Source organism: Streptomyces sp. NBC_00425 (genome assembly GCF_036030735.1).
Lineage (GTDB): Bacteria > Actinomycetota > Actinomycetes > Streptomycetales > Streptomycetaceae > Streptomyces.
The window spans coordinates 1,195,126-1,215,662 of sequence record NZ_CP107928.1 but is presented as its reverse complement, the minus strand read 5'-3'; the positions used below and the strand labels follow the sequence as shown (position 1 = coordinate 1,215,662).

16 protein-coding genes and 1 pseudogene are annotated in these 20,537 nt (G+C 73.4%); 13 read left to right on the top strand and 4 right to left on the bottom strand.

What is annotated here, in order from left to right:
• The first annotated feature begins 202 nt into the window (after nucleotides 1-202).
• The 4 genes from OHS82_RS05275 to OHS82_RS05260 all read left to right on the top strand — a co-directional run bounded on the left by OHS82_RS05275 (nucleotide 203) and on the right by OHS82_RS05260 (nucleotide 5,774).
• Nucleotides 203-1,012, top strand: a complete 810-nt coding sequence (locus OHS82_RS05275; protein ID WP_443061769.1) for a hypothetical protein — start codon at nucleotides 203-205, stop codon at nucleotides 1,010-1,012.
• Nucleotides 1,013-1,228: 216 nt separating this feature from the next.
• Nucleotides 1,229-3,421: a DUF1996 domain-containing protein gene (locus OHS82_RS05270; protein ID WP_328436027.1), complete on the top strand. Its 2,193-nt coding sequence runs from the start codon at nucleotides 1,229-1,231 to the stop codon at nucleotides 3,419-3,421.
• A gap of 396 nt (nucleotides 3,422-3,817) precedes the next feature.
• The gene (locus OHS82_RS05265) at nucleotides 3,818-5,209 is read left to right on the top strand and encodes a diacylglycerol/lipid kinase family protein (protein WP_443061768.1); all 1,392 of its coding nucleotides are present in this window, start codon (nucleotides 3,818-3,820) and stop codon (nucleotides 5,207-5,209) included.
• Nucleotides 5,202-5,774 carry a phosphatase PAP2 family protein gene (locus OHS82_RS05260; RefSeq protein ID WP_057582706.1) on the top strand — a complete coding sequence of 191 codons (573 nt, stop codon included), beginning with the start codon at nucleotides 5,202-5,204 and terminating at the stop codon, nucleotides 5,772-5,774. Before OHS82_RS05265 ends, OHS82_RS05260 begins: the two co-directional genes overlap by 8 nt.
• Before the next feature lie 19 nt (nucleotides 5,775-5,793).
• Here OHS82_RS05260 and OHS82_RS05255 read toward each other — a convergent pair whose 3' ends face one another.
• Nucleotides 5,794-6,429, bottom strand: coding sequence for a class I SAM-dependent methyltransferase (locus tag OHS82_RS05255; protein WP_328433382.1), 636 nt, complete (start codon nucleotides 6,427-6,429; stop codon nucleotides 5,794-5,796).
• Between the two features lie 199 nt (nucleotides 6,430-6,628).
• Here OHS82_RS05255 and OHS82_RS05250 point away from each other — a divergent pair, with 199 nt between their 5' ends.
• On the top strand, nucleotides 6,629-6,802 hold the full coding sequence (locus tag OHS82_RS05250; protein ID WP_199863954.1) for a hypothetical protein: 174 nt from the start codon (nucleotides 6,629-6,631) through the stop codon (nucleotides 6,800-6,802).
• 120 nt (nucleotides 6,803-6,922) lie between these two features.
• Here OHS82_RS05250 and OHS82_RS05245 read toward each other — a convergent pair whose 3' ends face one another.
• Both OHS82_RS05245 and OHS82_RS05240 read right to left on the bottom strand, forming a co-directional pair.
• Nucleotides 6,923-8,677, bottom strand: coding sequence for a C40 family peptidase (locus tag OHS82_RS05245; RefSeq protein ID WP_328433381.1), 1,755 nt, complete (start codon nucleotides 8,675-8,677; stop codon nucleotides 6,923-6,925).
• Nucleotides 8,678-8,982: 305 nt separating this feature from the next.
• The gene (locus tag OHS82_RS05240; RefSeq protein WP_057582703.1) at nucleotides 8,983-9,303 is read right to left on the bottom strand and encodes a helix-turn-helix transcriptional regulator; all 321 of its coding nucleotides are present in this window, start codon (nucleotides 9,301-9,303) and stop codon (nucleotides 8,983-8,985) included.
• Between the two features lie 126 nt (nucleotides 9,304-9,429).
• Between OHS82_RS05240 and OHS82_RS05235 the strand changes: the two genes are divergently transcribed.
• The 8 genes and pseudogenes from OHS82_RS05235 (at nucleotide 9,430) to OHS82_RS05200 (ending at nucleotide 18,975) form a co-directional block, all read left to right on the top strand.
• On the top strand, nucleotides 9,430-10,149 hold the full coding sequence (locus OHS82_RS05235; protein ID WP_057582702.1) for an ANTAR domain-containing protein: 720 nt from the start codon (nucleotides 9,430-9,432) through the stop codon (nucleotides 10,147-10,149).
• A gap of 84 nt (nucleotides 10,150-10,233) precedes the next feature.
• A complete protein-coding gene (locus OHS82_RS05230) occupies nucleotides 10,234-10,839 on the top strand; it encodes a flavin reductase family protein (protein ID WP_328433380.1) in 606 nt (201 codons plus the stop codon).
• 24 nt (nucleotides 10,840-10,863) lie between these two features.
• On the top strand, nucleotides 10,864-11,223 hold the full coding sequence (locus OHS82_RS05225) for a hypothetical protein (RefSeq protein WP_063894326.1): 360 nt from the start codon (nucleotides 10,864-10,866) through the stop codon (nucleotides 11,221-11,223).
• Nucleotides 11,224-11,651: 428 nt separating this feature from the next.
• Nucleotides 11,652-12,113: pseudogene (locus OHS82_RS05220) on the top strand (hypothetical protein); the annotation flags it as partial.
• A 96-nt stretch (nucleotides 12,114-12,209) separates the two neighbouring features.
• Nucleotides 12,210-13,550 carry a hypothetical protein gene (locus OHS82_RS05215; protein ID WP_328436025.1) on the top strand — a complete coding sequence of 447 codons (1,341 nt, stop codon included), beginning with the start codon at nucleotides 12,210-12,212 and terminating at the stop codon, nucleotides 13,548-13,550.
• Entirely contained in the window at nucleotides 13,547-15,025 is a 1,479-nt protein-coding gene (locus OHS82_RS05210; RefSeq protein WP_328433379.1) for a VWA domain-containing protein, read from the top strand. Before OHS82_RS05215 ends, OHS82_RS05210 begins: the two co-directional genes overlap by 4 nt.
• A gap of 30 nt (nucleotides 15,026-15,055) precedes the next feature.
• A complete protein-coding gene (locus OHS82_RS05205; protein ID WP_057582699.1) occupies nucleotides 15,056-16,180 on the top strand; it encodes an ATP-binding protein in 1,125 nt (374 codons plus the stop codon).
• Nucleotides 16,177-18,975 (top strand): hypothetical protein, encoded by a 2,799-nt coding sequence (locus tag OHS82_RS05200; RefSeq protein ID WP_328433378.1) that lies wholly within the window; start codon nucleotides 16,177-16,179, stop codon nucleotides 18,973-18,975. Before OHS82_RS05205 ends, OHS82_RS05200 begins: the two co-directional genes overlap by 4 nt.
• On the opposite strand, the gene OHS82_RS05195 is transcribed toward OHS82_RS05200, so the two are convergent.
• Nucleotides 18,968-20,536 carry a hypothetical protein gene (locus tag OHS82_RS05195; protein ID WP_057582697.1) on the bottom strand — a complete coding sequence of 523 codons (1,569 nt, stop codon included), beginning with the start codon at nucleotides 20,534-20,536 and terminating at the stop codon, nucleotides 18,968-18,970. The two genes, OHS82_RS05200 and OHS82_RS05195, sit on opposite strands and share 8 nt — an antisense overlap.
• Between the last annotated feature and the right edge of the window lies 1 nt (nucleotide 20,537).

Sequence of the window (20,537 nt, the reverse complement as noted above, 5' to 3'; positions counted from 1 at the left end):
GGGTCCGGTAACTCGGCAGGGTTCATGTTCCGCTGGTCAGTGCGTTCCACAGCGGTGACAGTAGCCCACCCACGTCACACGGGGGTGACGCCGGGGTGACCGGGAGTCAAGGCCGGCCCACCGAGTGATCCTGTCGCCCGATCTCTGCGTCTCCCAGAGCGGGACTCGCACACACCTCGTGCGACAAGTGGTTGGGGAGACCATGAGCATGCTGCGCCTGCGCCCGGAAGTGGAGCGGCCTCACGAGGGCCACACCGGTGGCGAGCCTCGCGCCGACCGTACCGCGGACGAACCGCCCGGCAACCCGCTCCGCCGGGCCGCCGTGTTCCTCGGCCGCACGTTGCGGGGCGAGTGGCACGGCATCGTCGTCGACCCCGTACGGCAACTCGGCCGGCGCGGGCCCGCCGCGCTGCTGCTGGCGGTCGTCGCCTGCGCGGGCGTGATCTTCTTCCACGGCATCGCCCAGCACCCCGTCGGCGCGACGGGGGTCCGCCTCCTCGGCGGGGTCCAGGGCGACCTGCCCCTGTGGCTGGCCCTCCTGCGCACCCCGGTCTCGCTGTACGTCCCGGCACTCGACCTGCCGGTGTGGGCCGGCATCACCCAGCTGTTCCTCGCCTTCGCCCTGGCGGAGCTCGCCCTCGGGCGTCGCAGGACCCTGCTGATCGCCTACGCCTCCACCCTGGCCGGCACCCTCTCCGTACGGGTGATGCTGGCGATCGGACCCGGCTCTTGGGGCCTCGGACTGCCGCCCGAGGCCGGGCAGGTGCTCGACACCGGCCCGTCCGCCGCGGTCGTCGGGCTCTTCACCTATCTCTCCGTCGTCCGCCGCGCGCCCATCGTGTTCACGCTCACCGGCGGCTCGATGGTGTGGGAGTCGATAGCCAAGCCCAACCTCGCCGGCCGCGAGCATCTCATCGCCGTGGCCGCCGCCGTCGTGATGGGTCTGCTGCAACTGCGCGCGGACCGCAGGCGGCAGGCTCGGCCCGGCCTCGTGGATACTCCGGCGGGATGACGGCCGGCAGCGCCCTGCGCGCGGTGAAGACGCGGGAGACGGGGCTTGTCTGAGATCTTGCTGTGAATTCGCCGTGCGGTTGAACACTTCCGTGTCCGGCAGCGTATGAGGCCGGGGGATTTCATGTCCGTGGCCGCCGACGACGCGTAGGAGCACTCCTTGGCACAGAACAGGCGCAGAAGACCGACGGGCGGACGGCGGGCCAGCTTCGCCGCGATGGCGCTCATCCTCGGCGGCGGCGGGCTGATGGCGGCGAACGTCTACGCCTCGGCGACCGAGGACGGCACCTCGGGCGACTCCGTTCGCAAGGGCGGCAACAGCGCCGTCACCATCGACTGCCCGGACGTGGGCGCCAAGCTGACGACCGTCCCGGAGCAGGCCTCCGCGGAGGTCGACCGCGAACTCGCGGTGCTCGACGAGCAGGTCGCCGCGGCCTACCGGCAACTCCAGGAGTCGGCGCAGGCCGTGCGCCAGGACGCGGGCTTCGCCGACAACGCGGTGATGAACCCGCTCAAGGAGAAGCGCGGCGCGACGATCGAACGGATCGCGGTCGCCATCGACCGGGTCGGCGACCGCCCCGAGGGGCTCGAATCCCTCGCCGCCTGCACCCTGCGCGCCTCCGACGACCAGGCGGACGAGGGCGCCGACGGCAAGGGCGACGAGAACCAGGGCGGCGGCCAGGACGGCCAGGGCCAGGACGACCAGGGCCAGGACGACAAGGGCCGAGGCGGTCAGGGTCAGGGCGGCGGCCAGCAGGGCGGGCAGGGGCAGCAGGGCAACGGCGGGCAGGCCGGGAACGGTCCGGTCGCCGCCGACTTCGCGGACATCGCCTCCGTCCAGCCGGCCCAGCAGACGCCCGACCCCCGCTCCGGCCCCTCCCGAGGCGTCTTCGTCACCAGCTGCGGCGTCAATGCGGGCGGCCTGTTCAACTCGGACAACGTGATCGTGGCGCCGGGCGTCAGCAACGGCGCCCACCACTTCCACGACTACGTGGGCAACCAGTCGAACAGCGCCTTCGCCTCCGACGACGACCTGGCCAAGGCCGAGACGAGCTGCGTCGACCAGGGCGACAAGTCGACCTACTACTGGCCCGTGCTGCGCCTGCAGAACGGCGCCCAGGAGCAGGACGCGCAGAGCCCGGGCGGCGGCGTCGAGGGCAACGCGGGCAAGATCATCACCCCGAAGGACGTCACGCTGACCTTCGTCGGCAACCCGCGCTCCAAGGTCACGGCCATGCCGCGACTGCTGCGCATCATCACCGGTGACGCCAAGGCCTTCGTCAACGGCACGGCCAACGCCAACGCGTCGTGGAGCTGCACCGGGTTCGAGGACCGGCAGCTCAAGGACAAGTACCCGCTCTGCCCGTCCGGCAGCGATGTGGTGCGCACCTTCCGCTTCCAGAGCTGCTGGGACGGCTCCAACATCGACAGCGCCAACCACCGCACCCATGTGGCGTTCGCCGGCGCCGACGGCTCCTGCCCGGCGGGCTTCGAGGCCGTGCCGCAGCTGGTGCAGCGCATCGTGTACGACGTCGACGCGCCGAGCCTGCAGGACGGCGGCCGGACGACCCCCCTGTTCGCGGTGGACTCCTTCCCGGAGCAGCTGCACAAGGCGGTCACCGACCACGGCGACTTCATCAACGTCTTCGACGAGTCCCTGATGCGGCAGATGGTCGACTGCATCAACGAGGGCCGCCAGTGCGGAGCCGGCCAGAACGGCGGCGGCAACGGAAACGGCGGAAACGGCGACAACAACGGCGGAAACGGGAACGGCGGAAACGGCGACAACAACGGCGGAAACGGGAACGGCGGCGACAACGGCGGAAACGGTTCCGGTAACGGGGACAACGGAAACGCCGGCGACAACGGTTCCGGTAACGCCGGCGGCGACGGCGCCGGTAACGGCGGCGACAACGCTTCCGGCAACGGCGACAACGGGAACGGCGGCGACAACGGTTCCGGCAACGCCGGGGGCAACGCCGGTGGCAACGGCGGCGGCAAGGCTGGCGGCAAGGCCGGCGGCAACGGTTCCGGAAACGACGACGGAGCCGGTCAGAACGCTCAGCCGTCCGCCGGCAAGCCCGCTCCCCAGGCGCCGGCAAAGAACGAGCCCCGCGTCGACGCGAAGCCGTCGGCGAAGGCGGCCACCTCGGCGCCTCCGGCGGGCTCGGGCGGCGAGATCGGAGCCCCCGCGACCGCTCCGCCGACCGTGTCCGCCCCGGCACAGTCGCAGTCGCAGTCCCAGGTCCAGCCCCCGGCCGACCCGGGCGCCGTCACCGGCGGCACCGAGCAGCAGGCGGTGCAGGGCGGCCTCGCCGAGACCGGCGCCAACCTGTGGCCCGGGGCGCTCGGCGCGCTGCTGGTGATCGGCGGCTTCGTCGTCCTGCGCCGCAACGCCCGGCGCAACTGAGCTGCTGAGTCCGGTCGGCACGACCAGGGGCCCGTCGCACCGCGACGGGCCCCTGGTCGTCCGCCTCCCCGGGCCGCGGCCCCGTGACGGGCCCCGTACGTCGAAGGCGCAACTCAGGTCACGGCACCACGGGTTCGCGGCCCCCGCCCCGGTGACGCGCCGTCCGCCGGCAGGCGACGGGAAGACAGGCGACAGGTGAGAGGCGGCAGAGGACGGGCGTCCGGCGTCCGGCGTGCGGCGTCCGGCCCGTCGGGGTCGCCGCGGTTCGGAAGGCCGCCCCGGACACCGCATCCCCGGGGTCGCGGTCACGCCGGGGCACCGCGCCATGGACAATTGATCGAGATCGTTGGTGCTGTCGACGCACGACAAGGAGCCTCGGAGCATGGCGGGCGCACGGTGAACGGAACAGGCAGATCGAAGTGGGCGCTGCCGCACGTCGGCCAGGCCCAACAGGACGCCGTCGCCCGCGCGCGCGGCTGGGCGCGGCTCGCCCTGGTGTTGGTGGCCGCGTGCGTGGCGGTGGTCATGGCCGGCGCCGGTTCCGGCGGCTGGCTGGTGCTGCTCGCCGGGTTCGCCCTGCTCGCGCTGGCCGCGGCGGGCGTGTGGTGGATGCTGGCGCACCGGGGCGGCCCCCGACTGCTCGGGGGTCTCCTGGCGGTGACCGCGCCCGTGGGCGTGCTGGTGCTGTACGCGACGTCGGGGCTGTGGCCGGTGGCGGTGGGCGCGCTCGCGCTGTGGGCGGGGGCGCTGGCCTCGGCCCGGTCCGCGTTGCGCAGCGTGCGCCGTCCCAAGGGCACCCACGGCCGCAGGACCCCGCCGCCGCGCCGACCGGTGCTGATCATGAACGTGCGCTCGGGCGGCGGCAAGGTCGTCAAGCACGACCTCGCGGCGCGCGCCGAGGCGCTCGGCGCGCGGGTGATCCTGCTCGGCGTCGACGACGGTTACGTCGACCCGGCGGCGGAGGCCCGTCGGGCCGTCGCCGAGGGCGCGGACCTGCTCGGCGTCGCGGGCGGCGACGGCACCCAGGCGCTGGTCGCGGGTGTGGCCGCCGAACTCGACGTGCCCTTCCTGGTGGTCGCCGCCGGCACCCGCAACCACTTCGCCATGGACCTCGGCCTCGACCGCACCGACCCGGTGCGCAGTCTCGACGCCCTCACGAGCGGCGTCGAACTGCGTGTGGACCTCGGGGACGTGAGCGGACGGCCCTTCGTCAACACCGTCTCCTTCGGGGCGTACGCGGAGATAGTGCAGAGTCCCGACTACCGCGACGCCAAGGCCGCCACGGCCCTCGACCACCTGCCCGACCTGCTGCAGGGCGCCTCGGGTCCGGTTCTGGCCGTGCGCACGGACGACACCGCGGTGCACGCGCCGCAGGCGCTGCTGGTCAGCAACAACGCCTACGCCCGCGCCGACCCGTTGGGCGGTGGCCGCCGCCCCCGGCTGGACTCGGGGCTGCTCGGGGTGATCGGCGTGCGGGTGGAGAGCGCGGCCCAGGCCGCCGAACTCGCCCTGCTCGGCGAGCGCGCGGGCAGCATCACCTCGGTGACCTCCAAACGCGTCGTCGTCGAGGCCGACCGCGAGCGCATCGCGGTGGCCGTCGACGGCGAGGCCCTCGAACTCGACATTCCCGTGGTGTGCACGGTACGGCCCGCCGCGCTGCGGGTCCGGGTGCCGCGGCACCGCCCCGGCGCGGCCTACGCGCCCCCCACGGTCGACTGGCGGCGCGTCGCCCGACTCGCGCTCGGCCATCCCGACCCCCGCACGATCAAGGAGGCCTACGATGTCTGACCGCCCAGCGAAGCTGACCGCCCGGCGACTGGTGGGCGACCTCGCCACCCTGGACCAGGCTCTGTACGAGGCGGTCACCGTGACCAGGACGCCCACCCTGGACACCGCGCTGCGCCGGCTGTCCGCGGCCGCCGACCACTCCAAGCTGTCCTTCGCGGTCGCCGCCGCGCTCGCCCTGCGCGGCGGCCGCCCGCGCCGCGCAGCGCTGCTCGGCGTCGCGGCCATCGGCGTCGCCTCGGCCAGTGCCAACCTGCTCGGCAAGCAGCTCGTGCGCCGTCCCCGGCCGCATCGCGCGGAGGACTCGCCGTACCCGGGCCGGCACGTGCCGATGCCGCACTCGGCGTCGTTCCCGTCCGGGCACACCGCCTCGGCCGTAGCCTTCGCCGCAGCCGTCGGCCCGACGCTGCCGGTCTGCGCGGTACCGCTCGGCGTGCTGGCCTGCGCGGTGGGCTACTCGAGGGTCCACACCGGTGTGCACTATCCGGGTGACGTGGTGGCCGGTGCGGTCCTCGGCACGGGTGCGGCCGCACTCGTCCTCGCGCTCGCCGCCCGCGTCGGGGACTGAACGACGGCGGAGGGCGGGCCTACGGCTTGCCGCAGTGCAGGAACAGATGGGGCTCGGGGCCGGCCTCGGGGTGGTCGGGGGTGAACAGGACGCTCTCCTCGTCCAGTACGGTCAGGCCGGCGGCGGTGACGACGTCGACCAGGCCGTCCCGGGCGTAGCTGGTCACCCGCACCGGCTGCCCCATGAACACGGCGTCGACGCCCTCCACGTCCACCGGCACGGTGGCCAGGGCGAGGCTGCCGCCCGGCAACAGCGCCCGCGCCAGGGTGCCGATGAGCTCGCTCTGCTGCGCCCGTTCCATCTGCAGCAGGGAGAAGTACGCGCAGACGGCGTTCAAGGAGCGCTCCCGCAGCGGGAGCCGACGTACGTCCACGCACCGGAACGTGGCGTCCGGCACCTGGCGCGCGGCGAGGTCGACCATGACGGGGGACACGTCGACGCCCAGCACGCGATGGCCCGCGGCCGCCAGGGTCGCCGCCGTGGGCCTTCCCGTTCCGCTGCCGACGTCCAGCACGTCGCTGCCCGGTGTCAGCCGCCCGAGCAGCCAGTCCAGGGATCGGCGGTGCGCCTCCGAGTGGGCGAACGCCTTCTCGTACGAGGGCCCCAGTGCGTCGAACACCCGCGCCGCGCGCTGTCCGTCGTCCTCGCTCGTCATGTCGGCTCCTCCTCGTGATGTGCGGGTCCCGGGGGCCGCACGGACGGGTTCACGCCAGGTGAGCGGAAAGACTTCCCGAAACGGGCCGGAATCATGTTTTCCACTACCGTAAGTAACATGATGCAATCCTCCTGACGCGGAAGCTACTAGCGAGTAGCCCTGGCTGCCGCGGACCGTCGTTTCGTTCGGAGGACCCCCCATGAGCTCACCCGAGGACGCACTGCGGGAGACCCGCGCCGCGTACGAGGAGCATGCCCGCACGTGCCGTCAGTGTCACTACGACGGGGCGCCGTGCGCCGTCTCCAAACTCCTTCTGCGCGCCTACAACAACGCCAGAAGGGCGCAGGTGCACTCCCGTCCCGCCATGCACTGACGGGCCGGCGGCTCACGTCGCGACGCCCGGTCCCCGCGCCGGCCCCGGGCGGGCGGGGCCGGCGCGAGCGGACGCCCCCGGCGCGCCGGCGTGTGCGAGCGAAAGCCCCTGAGGCGCGCCTCAGGCAGGCCGGACGGCGCCGCGCAGCGCGCCCTCTCCGTAGGGAAGGATCGCCTCTTCGCGGATGGCGGCGCCCGGACCGGGGGCGTGGATCATCATGCCGTTCCCCGTGCACAGCCCGACGTGACTGAGGTCGTCGAAGAAGAACACGAGGTCGCCGGCACGCAGGTCGGCCAGGCTGATCCGGGTGAAGGCCTTGGCCTGATCGATGGCGGCCCTCGGCAGGCTCACCCCGGCGGCCTTCCAGGCGGCCTGGGTGAGGCTGGAGCAGTCGTAGGACTCCGGTCCCGTGGCTCCCCACACGCAGGGCCGTCCGATCTGGGCCCGGGCGAAGGCGAGCGCCTTGTCCGCCTTTCCCAGATAGGCCGTCCCGGTGGCGCGGACGGTGACGTCGGCGGGGGCGGCCGGCCGGACCGGCTCGGGAAGCGGAGCCGCGGGCGCGGCGAGCCCGACGGAGGTCTGGTAGCCGTGACCGGCGGTCAGCACGTCCGGCGTGGGCGCCGGGAGGCCGAGTCCGGACGTGGGGTACGCGGGGGCGGTCGCGACCGAGGCGAAGCCGAACTCGGGGGACGCGACCGGAATTTCGGGGTACGCGTAACCGGCGGGAGGCGTCATCGTCCCCAGTTCGTCCATGAGGTGGTCCGGCGCGACCGCACCCGCCGGGGAGGCCGCGAAGCCGGACTCCGGTGCCGCGGCGCCGAGGCCGGGTATCGCGTAGCCGAACGACGGTGTACCGAAGCCGGGTTCCACCCCTAGGTCGGGCGCCGGTTCCACCAGGGCGATGTCGGATGCCGAGAACGCAGGCGCCGGTGCGGGGAACGAGAACCCGCCGGTGTCGAGGAGGCTGTCCGGCCCGGCCGGCGGTACGGCGGGAGGGGCCATGGCGGGAGCGGCGGCGGGCCGTCCCGCCCAGGCGGCGGTGATCTCCGCACGGAACGCCTGCTGTTCCGCGGTGTCCCAGGGCTGCTGGACCGGCTGCGGTGCGGCCGGCTGCTGAGGTCCGGCGGCGGGCGCATAGCCCGTCTGCGCGGTCGCCGCGGGCAGGGACTGCGTCGACGGGGAGGATGTGGACTGCGCGGGGATGAACGCGGTGAGAGCGGACTGCTGGGCGGGCGCGGGCTGGGCGACGGCCCGCGCCAGCACCTCACGGGCTGTGGCGAGCTTGCGCCCGATCTGTTCCTTGGTGCTCCTGAGCGAGGCCTGCCGGTCCGCGGGAGCGACGGCGGCTGAGGCTGAGGCGGGAGCGACGGGGAGCGCGGCCGGCGCGGGGAGGGCGGCCAGGGGTGCGGGGAGCGCGGCCGGTGCGGCTGCCTCGAGGGCCCTGGGCTCGCTGCGGCGCGCCTCGATCGCTGCGGGCGGCGCGGCCACGGCCGGGCCGGTGAGTTCCGGAATCCGTCGCGCCGCCGCTTCGAGCTCGCGGATCGTCGCACTGTCCGCGGAGGGGCCGGGCCGGGCCGGACGGGGCGGCCGGCGGTCGGCCGGCAGCACGGCCGCGGTGGTCGGTCCGATCTTGTCGCGCGCCACGTCGAACCACTGCCTGGCCACCGAGTCGAGCGACGGATCGGCTGATCCGCGGCCGCTGTTGGCGACGGAGCCGACCGTCCGGCGCGAGAGGTTCGACATGGCGCGCGTGGCGTTGTAGGTGCCCGTGTCGGTCTCGGCCCGGTCGTACAGCGAGTTGACACGCTGCTGGATCTCCGCCCGGCTCGGCTCGTCGGCGCCGCCTGGGGACCGAGGGCTGCGATCCGTCGCCATGGAAGACGTTCTCCTTCCGTGCTCCGCCGGGGTGTTGCGGCGGAATCCGGGCGACCCCTGTTGCGGGTGACCCAAGCCCCCTGCCCTGAAAGGCAGTCGAACGGCCTGGGCGTCAACCTAGCCAACTTGTGTACCTGGTGTGAAGATTGAGGTGTTAAATGTCCGATACGTATTCGTGACCTTCGTCTCTTGTCGGCGACGCCCCGTCGCCGTGTCGAGGACGTGGCGCATCCTGGTGTCCGGCTGTGTGCGGCCGACGCCTGTCGGTCACGAGCGGCGGATCGTCCGGCCTCGGGCTCACGGCCTCACGGACGCCGGGCGCGGCCCGCCTCGTCATGGGCCAGCAGCGACAACAGTGACGCCACGCTCAGTCCCGCTTCGGCGGGATGACGCAGCACCTGGCCGGGCTCGATCCGGTAGATGTTGCTGCGCCCTTCCTTCGTGTGGGACAGATAGCCGTCCTGTTCCAGGTCGGCGATGATCTTCTGGACCGCCCGCTCGGTGAGCCGGCAGTGTGCGGCGATGTCCCGGATGCGGGCGCTGTGGTCGTCCGCGATGGCCGCGAGTACGCGGGCGTGGTTGGTCAGAAACGTCCATCCGCTGTGTGGCTCGGGCACTCCCTCCATGGGGGCATCTTATGCCCGAGCTTTCGCGAACACAAAAGCCGGAACTTCATTTCGTGTATCTGTTGACGTACGACGGTCGGAGGGTGAGTCTTGAGGTGACATGTGGAGTGACCGAGGGAGGCGGTCATGGCGGAACCGGTATACGACGCGGACGCCGGAGGCGGGGATGCGTGCACGGGTGCGGAGTCCCGCGACGCGCGCCACGTCGGGGCGACGCCCGGGACTGACATCACCGTCCGTACCGACGGGGAGCGGGTCGTCGTGGCGGTACGGGGTGAGCTCGACCTCGACTCGGCCGGGCCCCTCGAACGCGCCCTGGGCGCCGCCCTCGACGCGGCGCGGGACGGGATCGACCTGGAGCTGGACGGGGTGGTGTTCTGTGACTGCTCCGTCCTGAACGTGCTGCTCGGCGTGCGCGAGGAAGGCCTGCGGCAGGGCAGGACGGTCGTCCTGCGCTCGGTCGGCCCGGCGGTGGAACGGCTGTTGACGCTGACCGGCACGGGATCGCTGTTCGCGGCCGGCCCCGATCCGGGCGGCACGCGCTCAGCCGGCCGGCGGGGCGGAGTGCCCGACGGAAGCCCCCCGGGACACCTGCGCATCGAACTCGTGCGACTGCGGCGTGCGTTGCGGACCCGCCCGGTGATCGACCTGGCCCGCGGCGTCCTCATGGCGTCCTTCGGTCTGAGCGCCGACGAGGCCTGGCGGGTCCTGGTCCTGGCCGCCCGGAACACCGGCGGCACGGTGCGAGGCCTCGCCCGGGACCTGGTCGGCGCCGTCGAGGGGAACCCGCAGCCGGGCGCCCTGCCGGAGGCGGTGACCGCGGCGGTGGCCGAAGTCAGGTCCTAGGAGACGCGTGCGGCGGTCGCTGCGGAGCCGCGGCGCGGCGGCCGGTTCCGTGCGGGGGGACGTTCTCGGGTAGAACTGGCTGACATGCGCGTCGATCATGATCCCGAAGCCCTGGGCCCGGGCGCCTTCTACCGGCTGCTCACCGCCGTCGTCGTACCCCGGCCGATCGCCTGGGTGTCGACCCTCGCGGCGGACGGCACCGCCAACCTCGCCCCGCACTCCTTCTTCACGGTGGCCTGCACCGACCCGCCGATCGTCCAGTTCACGTCCGTGGGACGGAAGGACTCGTTGCGCAACGTCGAGGCCACCGGCGAGTTCGTCGTCAATCTCGCACCCGAGGAGCTCCTCGGACAGATCAACGCCACCGCCACCGACTTCCCCGCGCACGAGGGCGAGTTCGACGCGGTCGGCATCGAGCGGGAGCCCTCCCTGCGCGTGCGGCCGCCCCGCGTGGCGGCCTCACCCGTGGCCCTGGAGTGCCGCCTGCACTCCACCGTCGTCATCGGCGACTGCACCCTGGTCCTCGGCGAGGTCGTGCACGCCGCCGTGGACGAGGACGTCGTCGTCGACGGCCGCCCGGACATCCGCCGGCTGAGGCCTCTCTCGAGGCTGGGCGGCAACGAGTGGGGCACCGTCGGCGAAATCCACGACCTGGCCCGCGTCGCCTACCGCGACTTGCCGCCGTCCTGACCGGTACGCCCTTATGCTCGGCTCATGACGAGACGGGTGGCGAAGGGCGACGGGGCCGACGGCTCCTGGTGTTCGCTGTGGTCGAAGAACTCGGCGCTGTCGATCGGCTCCGTCAACTCCTTCCTCTCCGTCGGCTCGGTGGGCAGCTCCCTGTCCGTCGCCTCCGTCGGCGGATTCCTGTCCGTGGGGTCGGTCGGCTCCGCCCTGTCCGTCGCCTCGGTCGGATCCTGGCTCAGCGCGGGCTCGGTGCTGAGCGCCCGTTCCGCCGGTTCGGTGCTCACCCGCCGTCCGCGCGAAACGGTGGCCGCGGCGACGACGGCCGCCGCCGGGCTGACGCTGCTGGCCTGCGCATGGAAGTACGGCCGCAGCCGCCCCGTTTCGTGAGTCACCCGGTGGGCCGCGGATTCCCCGCGATCCCCGCCACTCGTGCGGGAGCGGCCCGTAGGCTGGCCGCAGGAAACGACTGAGGGGCCGGCCGGCGGCGCCCGCGTGCCGGGCGACCGCCGACACCCTGGGCACCGGGCGTCGGACCGGGCGAATGCCTGGGCGCACGGCGCCGGGCGGCGCCGCCGGATCAGCCGGGTGACCGTGACGCCCTGCGTCCCGAACCGGCACACCGACCGCGCGGCGCCCTGCGGCCTCCGGTCGCGCACGGCGTTGTCAGTGGCCGCCGCTAAGTTCGTTCATGTCGCGCCGCTCGGGTGCGACGACCCCCCTTGTGCTGCGCCGAGTCGGCGTGTGCAGCCGCGTGCCGCAAAGGAGATGGTGTGTTCTCGGACCGGGAGAACTGGGAGAGGGCGAGCACGGCCCGGGTGGTGCCGCCCGCGCGGCCGCGCAAACTCGCCAAGGTCCCCTTCGTCGAACTGGCCGACGGACGCCTGCAGGGCGTCGTCTCCAGCGGCTCGGACATCGAGCGGGTGTACGTCTCGTCGGTCGCCGCCGGCACCTACGCCTTCGCGTGCAGCACCAACAACAACCGCCCCTGCGGCGGCGCGCGCGGCTCGTTCTGCAACCACATCCGCGCACTGATCACCGAGGCCGTGCTGCAGTACGGCGCCGACCGCGTCGCCCGCTACCTGCGCGTGGAGCCCGCCGGCCCGCAGGCCGACGCCGCCGCCCTCACCGTCGCGATGACCGGAGCCCGCCCGCCCCAGGCCGACGGCAAGGCGACGGCCGCCCCCGTCTTCAGCCGGTTCCTGCGGCACCTGGCCTATCTCGAGCTCGCCCCCGTCACCGTGCCCCTGCCGGAACTGCAGTGGTTCCCGCCGACCCGCACGGACTCCGCCCCGGGCACCGGACACGGGCCGCAAGCCGCACAGGGAGCCCGGACCGGCCCTGGCGCCGCCCCCGTCGAGGGACTCGACGAGGCGCTGTCGGCGGTCGACGCCTTCGACCACGCCCTCGCCGCCGGTCTGCTGCGCCCCCGCCCCGACCGGGTCGGCGGCCTCGGCGACCTCGCCCGGGCGGTCTCCGGCAGCCCGCTGGCCCCCCGGGTGGAGGAGGCGGCCGAGAAGGCCGCGGCGGGCTCCGCGAGCGAGGACCACCTCGTCGCCCTCGCCGCCGCCCGTGCCGCCCTGCTCGGCGCCGTGCACGACGCCCTCGTCGCGAGCGCCGACGAACTGAGCGGCCGCCTTCGCGAGGAGCCGGCGCCCGCCGCCGCCGGCCCCCGCACGGCGGTGAACCTGCTGGCGGCGGCCCGCACCTGGCTCACGGACCTCGCCCGCACCGGCTGGCAGGGCATCGACCACGAGCTGGCCGGCGGAGCCGCCCCGATCGTCTCCGCCATGTTGCCGGAGCCCGGACTGCGCCGACTGGCCGTCCTGCTCGACGGATTCGCCGCCGAACTCGCCGCCTCCTGCCCCGGCGCGGCCCTCGAACGCGTCCCGGAGCGCCGCTGGGCCGACCTGTGGTCCCGTGCCCTGCTGCTCACCACCCCGGGCGCGGCCGACACCCCCGTGGCCGCCACCGCCACCGGCCGGCTCCTGCCGCTCGGCGTCGACCTCCAGGAACACGCCACCGCCGCACAGGCCCAGGTCCACGCGGTCTTCGAACCGGCCGACGGCAGCGCGCCGCGGCTGGTCCGCGCGAGCGTCTGCGCGCCGAAGCCGGACACCGTCGTCGCGGCCGGCGTCTGGCAACTGCTGCGGCCGCGCCTCTCGCTGCTCACCGCCCTCGGCGAGGGCCGGTCGATGGAACTCGACGCCATGCCCCTCACCGAAGAGGGCGACCTCCTCTGGGACGACGCCCTGGCCCGTCCGGGCGACCCCGCCGACGCCCTCGCCACCGCGCGGGTCGTCCTGCCGACCGCCGTCGCGCCGCTCACCGCACCCCTGAACCGCCATCCCGCGTGCCTCGCCGAGCCGGTGTTCCTGGAGGGCTACGACCGGCGGCAGGAGGGCGAGGTCCTCACCTTCACCGTCGCCGGCCGCGACCTTCCCGTCGACACTGACCGCATCCCGGCCGCCGGACCGCTCACGCCCGAGGCCGTGGCCGGCTCCCGCGCCTGCGTGGGCCTGCTCCGCTGGGACGACGGGGGCCTGCGTCTCCAGCCGCTCGCCGTCGAGACCACCGTGCGCAGGAAGGCCGTCGCCCTGCACGCGGGCGCGTGGGCCGGCGGCACCGCCGACAAGGCCGGCGCCCGGGCCGAGAAGGCCGCCACCGACGCCGTGACCGTCCTGCGCGAACGGGCGGGAAGGCTGCTGCGGAAATGAGCGACGACATGCTGCGACCGGGCCCCGAGATTCCCACGGCCCCCGCCGTCCCCGACGACAACCGCCGGCAGGTGCTCTACTGGCGGCTGCTGGCCCGGCTCTTCGATTCCGAGGAGCAGATGGCCCTGGAGTCCGCGAGCCTCGCCGTCGTCGAGGACATCGGTCTGCCGGCCGCCCTGCTGGACCCGCGGACCTCCGTCGACTCCCTCGTCCAGCGTCACCCGGAACTCGCGGCGGAATTCGACGGGTTGATGATCCCCGAAGCCGAAGCCGAAGCCGAAGCCGAAGCCGAAGCCGAAGCCGAAGCCGAAGCCGAAGCCGAAGCCGAAGCCGAAGCCGAAGCCGAAGCCGAAGCCGAAGCCCCCAGTGGCGACGGCGGCCATCGGGCCGACGAGGTGCGGCGGGCCGCACTCGTGTCCAAGGTGCTGCTGAACGTCTTCGCGACGGGCGCCGGAGCCGTCAGCGCCGAGCAGCTGTCCCGCTGGCAGAGTGACGCCGGCTGGCTGGAGCGCGCCCTCGGATGCCGCCCGGGCGAGCTGCGCGGCGGCCGGGGTCCGGCCGAAGGCGCGGGCGGCCTCGTACCCGGCATCGGTGCGGAACTTGCCGACGTGGAAGCCGACCTGGTGCAGCGCATGCATCTGCGCGAAGTGCTCGCCGACCCCGCACTGGCCGCGCGGCTCACCCCGAGCATGTCGCTCATCGAGCAACTGCTCCGCGACAAGAACAACCTCTCCGGCGTCGCTCTGGCCAACGCCAAGGCGCTCATCCGCCGATTCGTCGACGAGGTCGCGGACGTGCTGCGCACCCAGGTGGAGAAGTCCACGGTCGGCGCGATAGACCGCTCGGTGCCGCCCAAGCGCGTGTACCGCAACCTCGACCTCGACCGGACCGTCTGGAAGAACCTCACCAACTACAGCCCCGAAGAGGAACGCCTCTACGTCGACCGCCTCTACTACAGGCACACCGCCCGCAGAACGACGCCGCAACGGCTCGTCGTCGTCGTGGACCAGTCGGGCTCGATGCTCGACTCCATGGTCAACTGCACCATCCTGGCGTCGATCTTCGCCGGACTGCCCAAGGTCGACGTGCACCTGATCGCTTACGACACCCGCGCGATCGACCTCACTCCCTGGGTCCGCGAGCCGTTCGAGGTGCTGCTGCGCACCAAGCTCGGCGGCGGCAACGACGGTCCGGTCGCCATGGCCATGGCCCGTCCGAAGATCGCCGAGCCCAAGAACACCGTCATGGTGTGGATCTCGGACTTCTACGAGTTCGACCGCTCCCAGCCCCTGTTCGAGGGCATCGAGGAAGTCCACCGCTCCGGCGTCAAGTTCATCCCCGTCGGCTCGGTCACGAGCTTCGGCCGGCAAGAGGTCAACCCCTGGTTCCGGGAGCGGTTCAAGGCGCTCGGCACCCCCGTGATCTCCGGCCGCATCGACAAGCTCGTCCACGAACTCAAGACGTTCCTCACCTGACCAGCCCCCTTCGTTCCGAAAGGCCCTTCGATGACCGACCTGCTGCGCGCCCCCGCCGAACTCAAGTACGCCGAGGAACTCGACTGGCTGGAGTCGATCGACGACAACCCCAAGCCGTTCTCCTGGCGGCTCTCGCCGAAGATGGTCCGGCTGTTCGTCCTCGGCTCCGAGCGCGCCGACGGCCTCGACCGGGAGATCGCCCAGAAGTGGTTCGGCGACCGCAGTTTCGTCGAGCGCTCCATCGTCACCCTCGCCTCCGACCGCGGCCTGCTGCTGATCGGCGACCCGGGCACCGGCAAGAGCTGGCTGGCCGAACTGCTGTCGGCCGCGATCTCCCGCAACTCCACGCTGGTCGTACAGGGCACTGCGGGCACCACCGAGGACCACATCAAGTACTCGTGGAACGTCTCCATGGTCATCGCCAAGGGCCAGTCGAGGGAGTCGATGATCCCCTCGCCGATCATGACGGCCATGGAGACCGGCGCGATCGGCCGCTTCGAAGAGCTCACCCGCTCCACCAGCGACGTCCAGGACGCACTGATCTCGATCCTCTCGGAGAAGTACATCTCCGTCCCGGAGCTGGGCAGCGACCAGGACAGCGACAACATCGTGTTCGCCAAGCCCGGCTTCTCCGTCATCGCCACCGCCAACAGCCGCGACCGCGGCGTCAACGACCTCTCCTCGGCGCTCAAGCGCCGCTTCAACTTCGTCCGCATCCCCGTCGTCACCAACAAGAAGAGCGAGGCGGAGATCGTCCGCTTCCGCACCGAGGAACTGCTGCGCCGCCACCGCATCGAGCTGGACGTCCCGCCGACCCTGCTCGACGTGCTGCTGCAGAGCTTCGCCGACCTGCGGGCCTCCTCGGCGGCCGCCGGCAGCGACGACGAGAAGCTGGAGTCCGCCCTGTCCACCGCCGAACAGATCGGCGTCCTCGAGGACGCCGTCCTGCACAGCAACTTCTTCGGCGAGCGCGCCCTCACCGCCCGCACCCTCGCTTCCTCGCTCGTCGGTTCGCTGGCCCGGCGCGCACCCGAGGACCTCGCCATCCTCAACAAGTACCTGCACGGTGTCGTCGAACCGCGCAGCAAGGAACAGGGCGGCTCCTGGCCGGAGTTCCTCGAGGGCGGCCGCGACGCCATCGCGACCCTGTCATGAGCGGCGCCTTCGACGCGTTGCGCGGTCAACTGCACGAGGCCGCAACGGCGTTCGCCGACGGACCCGGCGCCCTGGAGGGCATCCTGCGGGGCATCGTCGACGACGTCGAGCGCGCCGTGCGCGAGCCGCTGGAGATCTTCCCGGTCTGCCACCACTCGCCGGCCTCGGCGATCGCCATGGCGCGCCGGCTGCGCGAGAAGCAGCCGAAGGTCGTCTACCTCGAGCTGTGCGAGGACATGGCGCCGCTCCTCACCGAGCTGCGCAACTGCCGGCTGCCGGTGGCGGTGCAGTCGTTCGCCACCGAGATCGAGGGGTTCCCCGCCGACTGGTCGCCGCTGTCGGTGGTCGCGCCGGTCACCGAGGCCTCGGCCGAGTACCAGGCCATCGCCTACGCGCTCGACACGCCGGGCGTCGAACTGGTCCTCGTCGACCGTTCCTCGGACCACGTCTTCCAGTGGGAGACCGACTCCGGCGCCGCCCCCCTGGCCGAGGCCGGCGCAGACGTGCCCGAGACACCGGAGCAGGCCGCCCTGCACGGCGACGCCGTCGGCGTGGAGATCGGCGACCTGCGCCCGCGCTTCGCCGAACTGGAGGAGCATCTGCTGCGTCACGGCCGGGTGCGGCACTGGTCGGAGTGGTGGCACCAGTACGTGGAGCTGCCCCTCGGCGACAGCGACCACGACACCTACCGCCAGGTGATGCTGCTCATCGGCAGCCTCTTCCGGCGTCTGGCCCCCGGCGACCCAGGGAAGGTGCGGGTCGACGAGGACCGCGAACGGTACATGTGGACGAGGATGCGCGAGCACCTGGCCGCCACCGGCGCCGACCCCGCCGACTGCCTCTACGTCTGCGGCGCCTTCCACGCCGCCAGCCGCGTCGCGGAGTTCGGCGTCGACGGCAGTGACGGCTTCGTCATCAGCCCGCCGAGCGGCACCCGGTGGCGCCACGGCCTCATCCCCTCCAGTCACGCGGCGATCGAGGCGCAGTTCGGCCTCGCGGCGGGCTCGGTGTCCATCGCGGCGACGGAATGGGCCAAGAACGTCCGGCGCACCGGCGTCCGCCCCTACCGCCTGGACGGCCAGGCGGGCACGAAGAAGACCACGAAGCCGAAGAAGGCCCTGCCCGCCGCCGTTCCGGCGCCCGCCCTTCCGCCCGCCGACCGGCTCACCGGCTTCCTCCGGCGGCCGCCCGCCCTCGACGCCCTCGACGAGGCCGAACTGCTCGGCTGGTGCGTGGAGATCGTGCGCGCCGCCCGCCGTAACGGCTACCTCGCCTCCACCGCCGACGCCATCGCCGTCTTCGAGACGTCCATCCTGCTCGCCGGGATGCGCGACCGCGCCAAGCCCACTCCGTACGACTTCCAGGACGCGGCGGTCACCTGCATCGAGAAGGACGCCGTGCCCGGCCGCCGGGACGTGGGCCGGCTCGTCGAGATCATGATGGGCGGCGACCGCCTCGGCCAGGTGGGCTACGACGCGCTGCCGCCGCTCGCCCGCGACGTGCACGACCGGCTCGCCCCGCTTGACCTCAGGCTCGAGCAGCGCGGAGTGCAGCGCGCCCTGCTGGACATCGGCTCCCGGCCGGACCTGGCGCACTGCTCCGACCTGCTGTGGATGCTGCGCCGGCTGCTGCCGCAGGGCGCCGCCCGGCCGATCATGGGCGAACGGCGGCTCGGCGAGCGCTCCCTGCAGGAGTCCTGGGACCTGGCGCTGGGCACCCATCAGCGCGCCCTCATCGAACTCGGCTACGAGGGCGTCAGCATCGAGCAGGTCCTCGAACAGCGCCTGCGCCGCGCCGCCTACGCCCCGCAGGCCACCGCGGCCCAGGTCCTCGAAGCCGTCGAGGACGCCACGCTCCATCTGCGCAGCCGCCGCCTGGCCGACGAGCTGGGCACCCGCGCCCTCGAGGTGCTGGCCCACGAGCGCTCCGTCGACGGGGCGCCGGAGGTGCTGCGCCGCGTCCGCCGGCTGCTCGCGTACTACCGCACGGCCGAACCGGTCCTGCCGCCCTGGATGGAGTCCTTCGTCAAGACGGGCTACGCGCATTACTGCACCCTGCTCCCGACGGCGTTCACCGACGAGGACGCGACCGTCCGCCAGGTCGCCGCCATGCTGGGCTTCCTGTTCGGCATGGAGAGCCTGGCGCTGTCGCTCGGCTGCGACCGGGCCCAGCTGGAGCTGGCCCTCGCCCAGTCCCACCCGACGGAGCCCGCGCGCACCGCACTGCTGTGGGCGGCGCAGACCCACCTCGGCACACTGCCGAGGCCGCAACTGCGGGCGCGCTGCGACGAGTTGCTCGGCAACCCGCTGGTGGTCCCCGCCTACCCCCGCTACCTCAGCGGGTTCGTGCATGCCCTCGAACCGGTGCCGGGACTGGCCGACTTCGTCGTGGAGGCCGTGTCGAACGCGTTCGCCCGCCTCCCCGACCGGGTGCTGCTGCCCTGGCTGCCGACGCTGATCACCACGCTGCGCGCCGGCGGAGCCGAGCTGGCGCCGCTGCTGATCCGCGAGGCCGGCCGGGTCTTCCCCGCCCGGCTGCCGGAGCTGGACGCGTGGGTCCCGCCGTGGCGGCTGCCGCACGAACCGCCGGGCGTGCGTGCGCGGGCCGGCGTGGGAGCCGGAGGCGGCGGCGTGCCGCTCCTGGCCGCCCACCCGGCGACCTGCGACGCCCTGGCCGACCTGCTGGGCTGCGACGGGGAGTGGGGGGCCGCAGGGCCCGCCCCGTCCGGAGCGGTCCTCCTCGGCCGTCACCCGGCCACCGCCGCCGCGCTGGAGGCACTGCTGGCCGTCAGCTGAGAGGCAGGGACGACGTCACCAGGCGGCGGATCGCGGCGGCGGCCAACGCCGGGTTGGCGGCGGCGTGGTGGACCAGCTCCTCGTCCTCGAGGAGTTGCGTCAGCCGGGGCCCGGGGAGGTTCGGGTGGCGGGCGAAGGCGGCCCGCACGGCGGGGTCGGGGTCCCGGGTGAGCCGCTCCACGGTGTGCGCGGGCGTCCCGGGATCGCGGGCGGCCAGGCGGCGGACGGCCGGGTCCGCGTCGTCGGCGTGGACGGCGAGGCCCTCGCTCGGGAAACCCGGCCGCGTCAGGAGGCACTCGCGTTCGCTGCCGGTGTACTCGAGGAAGCAGCGCAGCAGCAGGCCGGCCGGGGGGTTCGGGTGGTTCTGGGCCAGCAGCACCCGGACGCCGAGGTCGTCGTCGGCGGCCAGCAGGGCCACCAGGTCCGCAGGCAGCGCCCGCTCCGTCGCGGCGGCCCGCCGCAGCAGCGGGTGGCCGGAGAGCGCGTCACGGCGGACGGCCCCGGCGTCCCGCGGCGTCCGCGAGCAGTGGTGGAAGCCGAAGTCGCCCTGCTGGGACACCTGGTAGTCGATGGCGGACCGTTCCGGCTCGCTCCAGGCCGGGTGGACGGAGACGGACAGGCGCACGCGGGGATCGGGGTCCGCGGCGAGGGCGGCGCGCTCGTCGGGGCCGAGGTCGGGGTGCCGGGCGATCGTCCGGCGTACCGCGGGGTCGGGGTCCTCGACGAGGGCGCGGCGTTCGGCGGGCCCGAGGTCCCGTCGGCGCGCGATCTCCCGCCGGACCTCCGGATCCGCGTCGCCGGACAGCAGGGCCACGACGTCGGGCGGAAGACCGGGGTTGCTCGCGATCATCGACCGGTCGTCGGGGCCGGCCGGGGCGGTGAGGACGCCGTCCACCACGGCTCTGCTGAGCGCGCGGTGGAGCAGGGCGTCGGTGCGTGCGTGGCAGGAGTACGGAGGCAGGACGCTCTCCACCCACGCCGGATCCTCCTCCCGCGCGTTGCGCTCGGCTCTCTCCCGTACCGCGTCGTCGGGGTCGGCCAGCAGGGCGGCCCGCGTCTGGGCGGGGAGGGAGCTCCACCCTCCGGTTCCCCAGAGACGGACCTTCGCCACCGGGTGCGTGGGCATCGCCCCTTGCAACCCGGCGGATATCTGCCGGTAGAAGAAGCCGCCGAGGAGTTCGTCCTCGTAGCTGGTGATCATGTGGACGACGGCGTCGTCGGGCAGCGGCTGCACGACGGGACCGGTCGGCCGCGGCCCGTCGGCGAGGTGGGCGCGGACGATCCAGTCCGGGTCCGTCAGGAGCCGTGTGCGGGTGCGCGGGTCGACATGGGGGTTGCGGGCGAAGAAGCTGCGCGTGTACGCGTCGGGATGCTCGACGACGGCGTCCACGACGGCGTCGGGCAGGAACCGGTCCCGGCACAGCACCATCCGTACCGCGAGCGGCCCGTCCGTCAGCAGCCGCAGCAGCAGGTCGACCGGCGTGGCCGGGTTGAGCGCGAGCCCGGCCAGCCGCCGGGTCGGCAGATCGGCCGCGGCCCAGATCGCGTCGGGCGTGCGCATG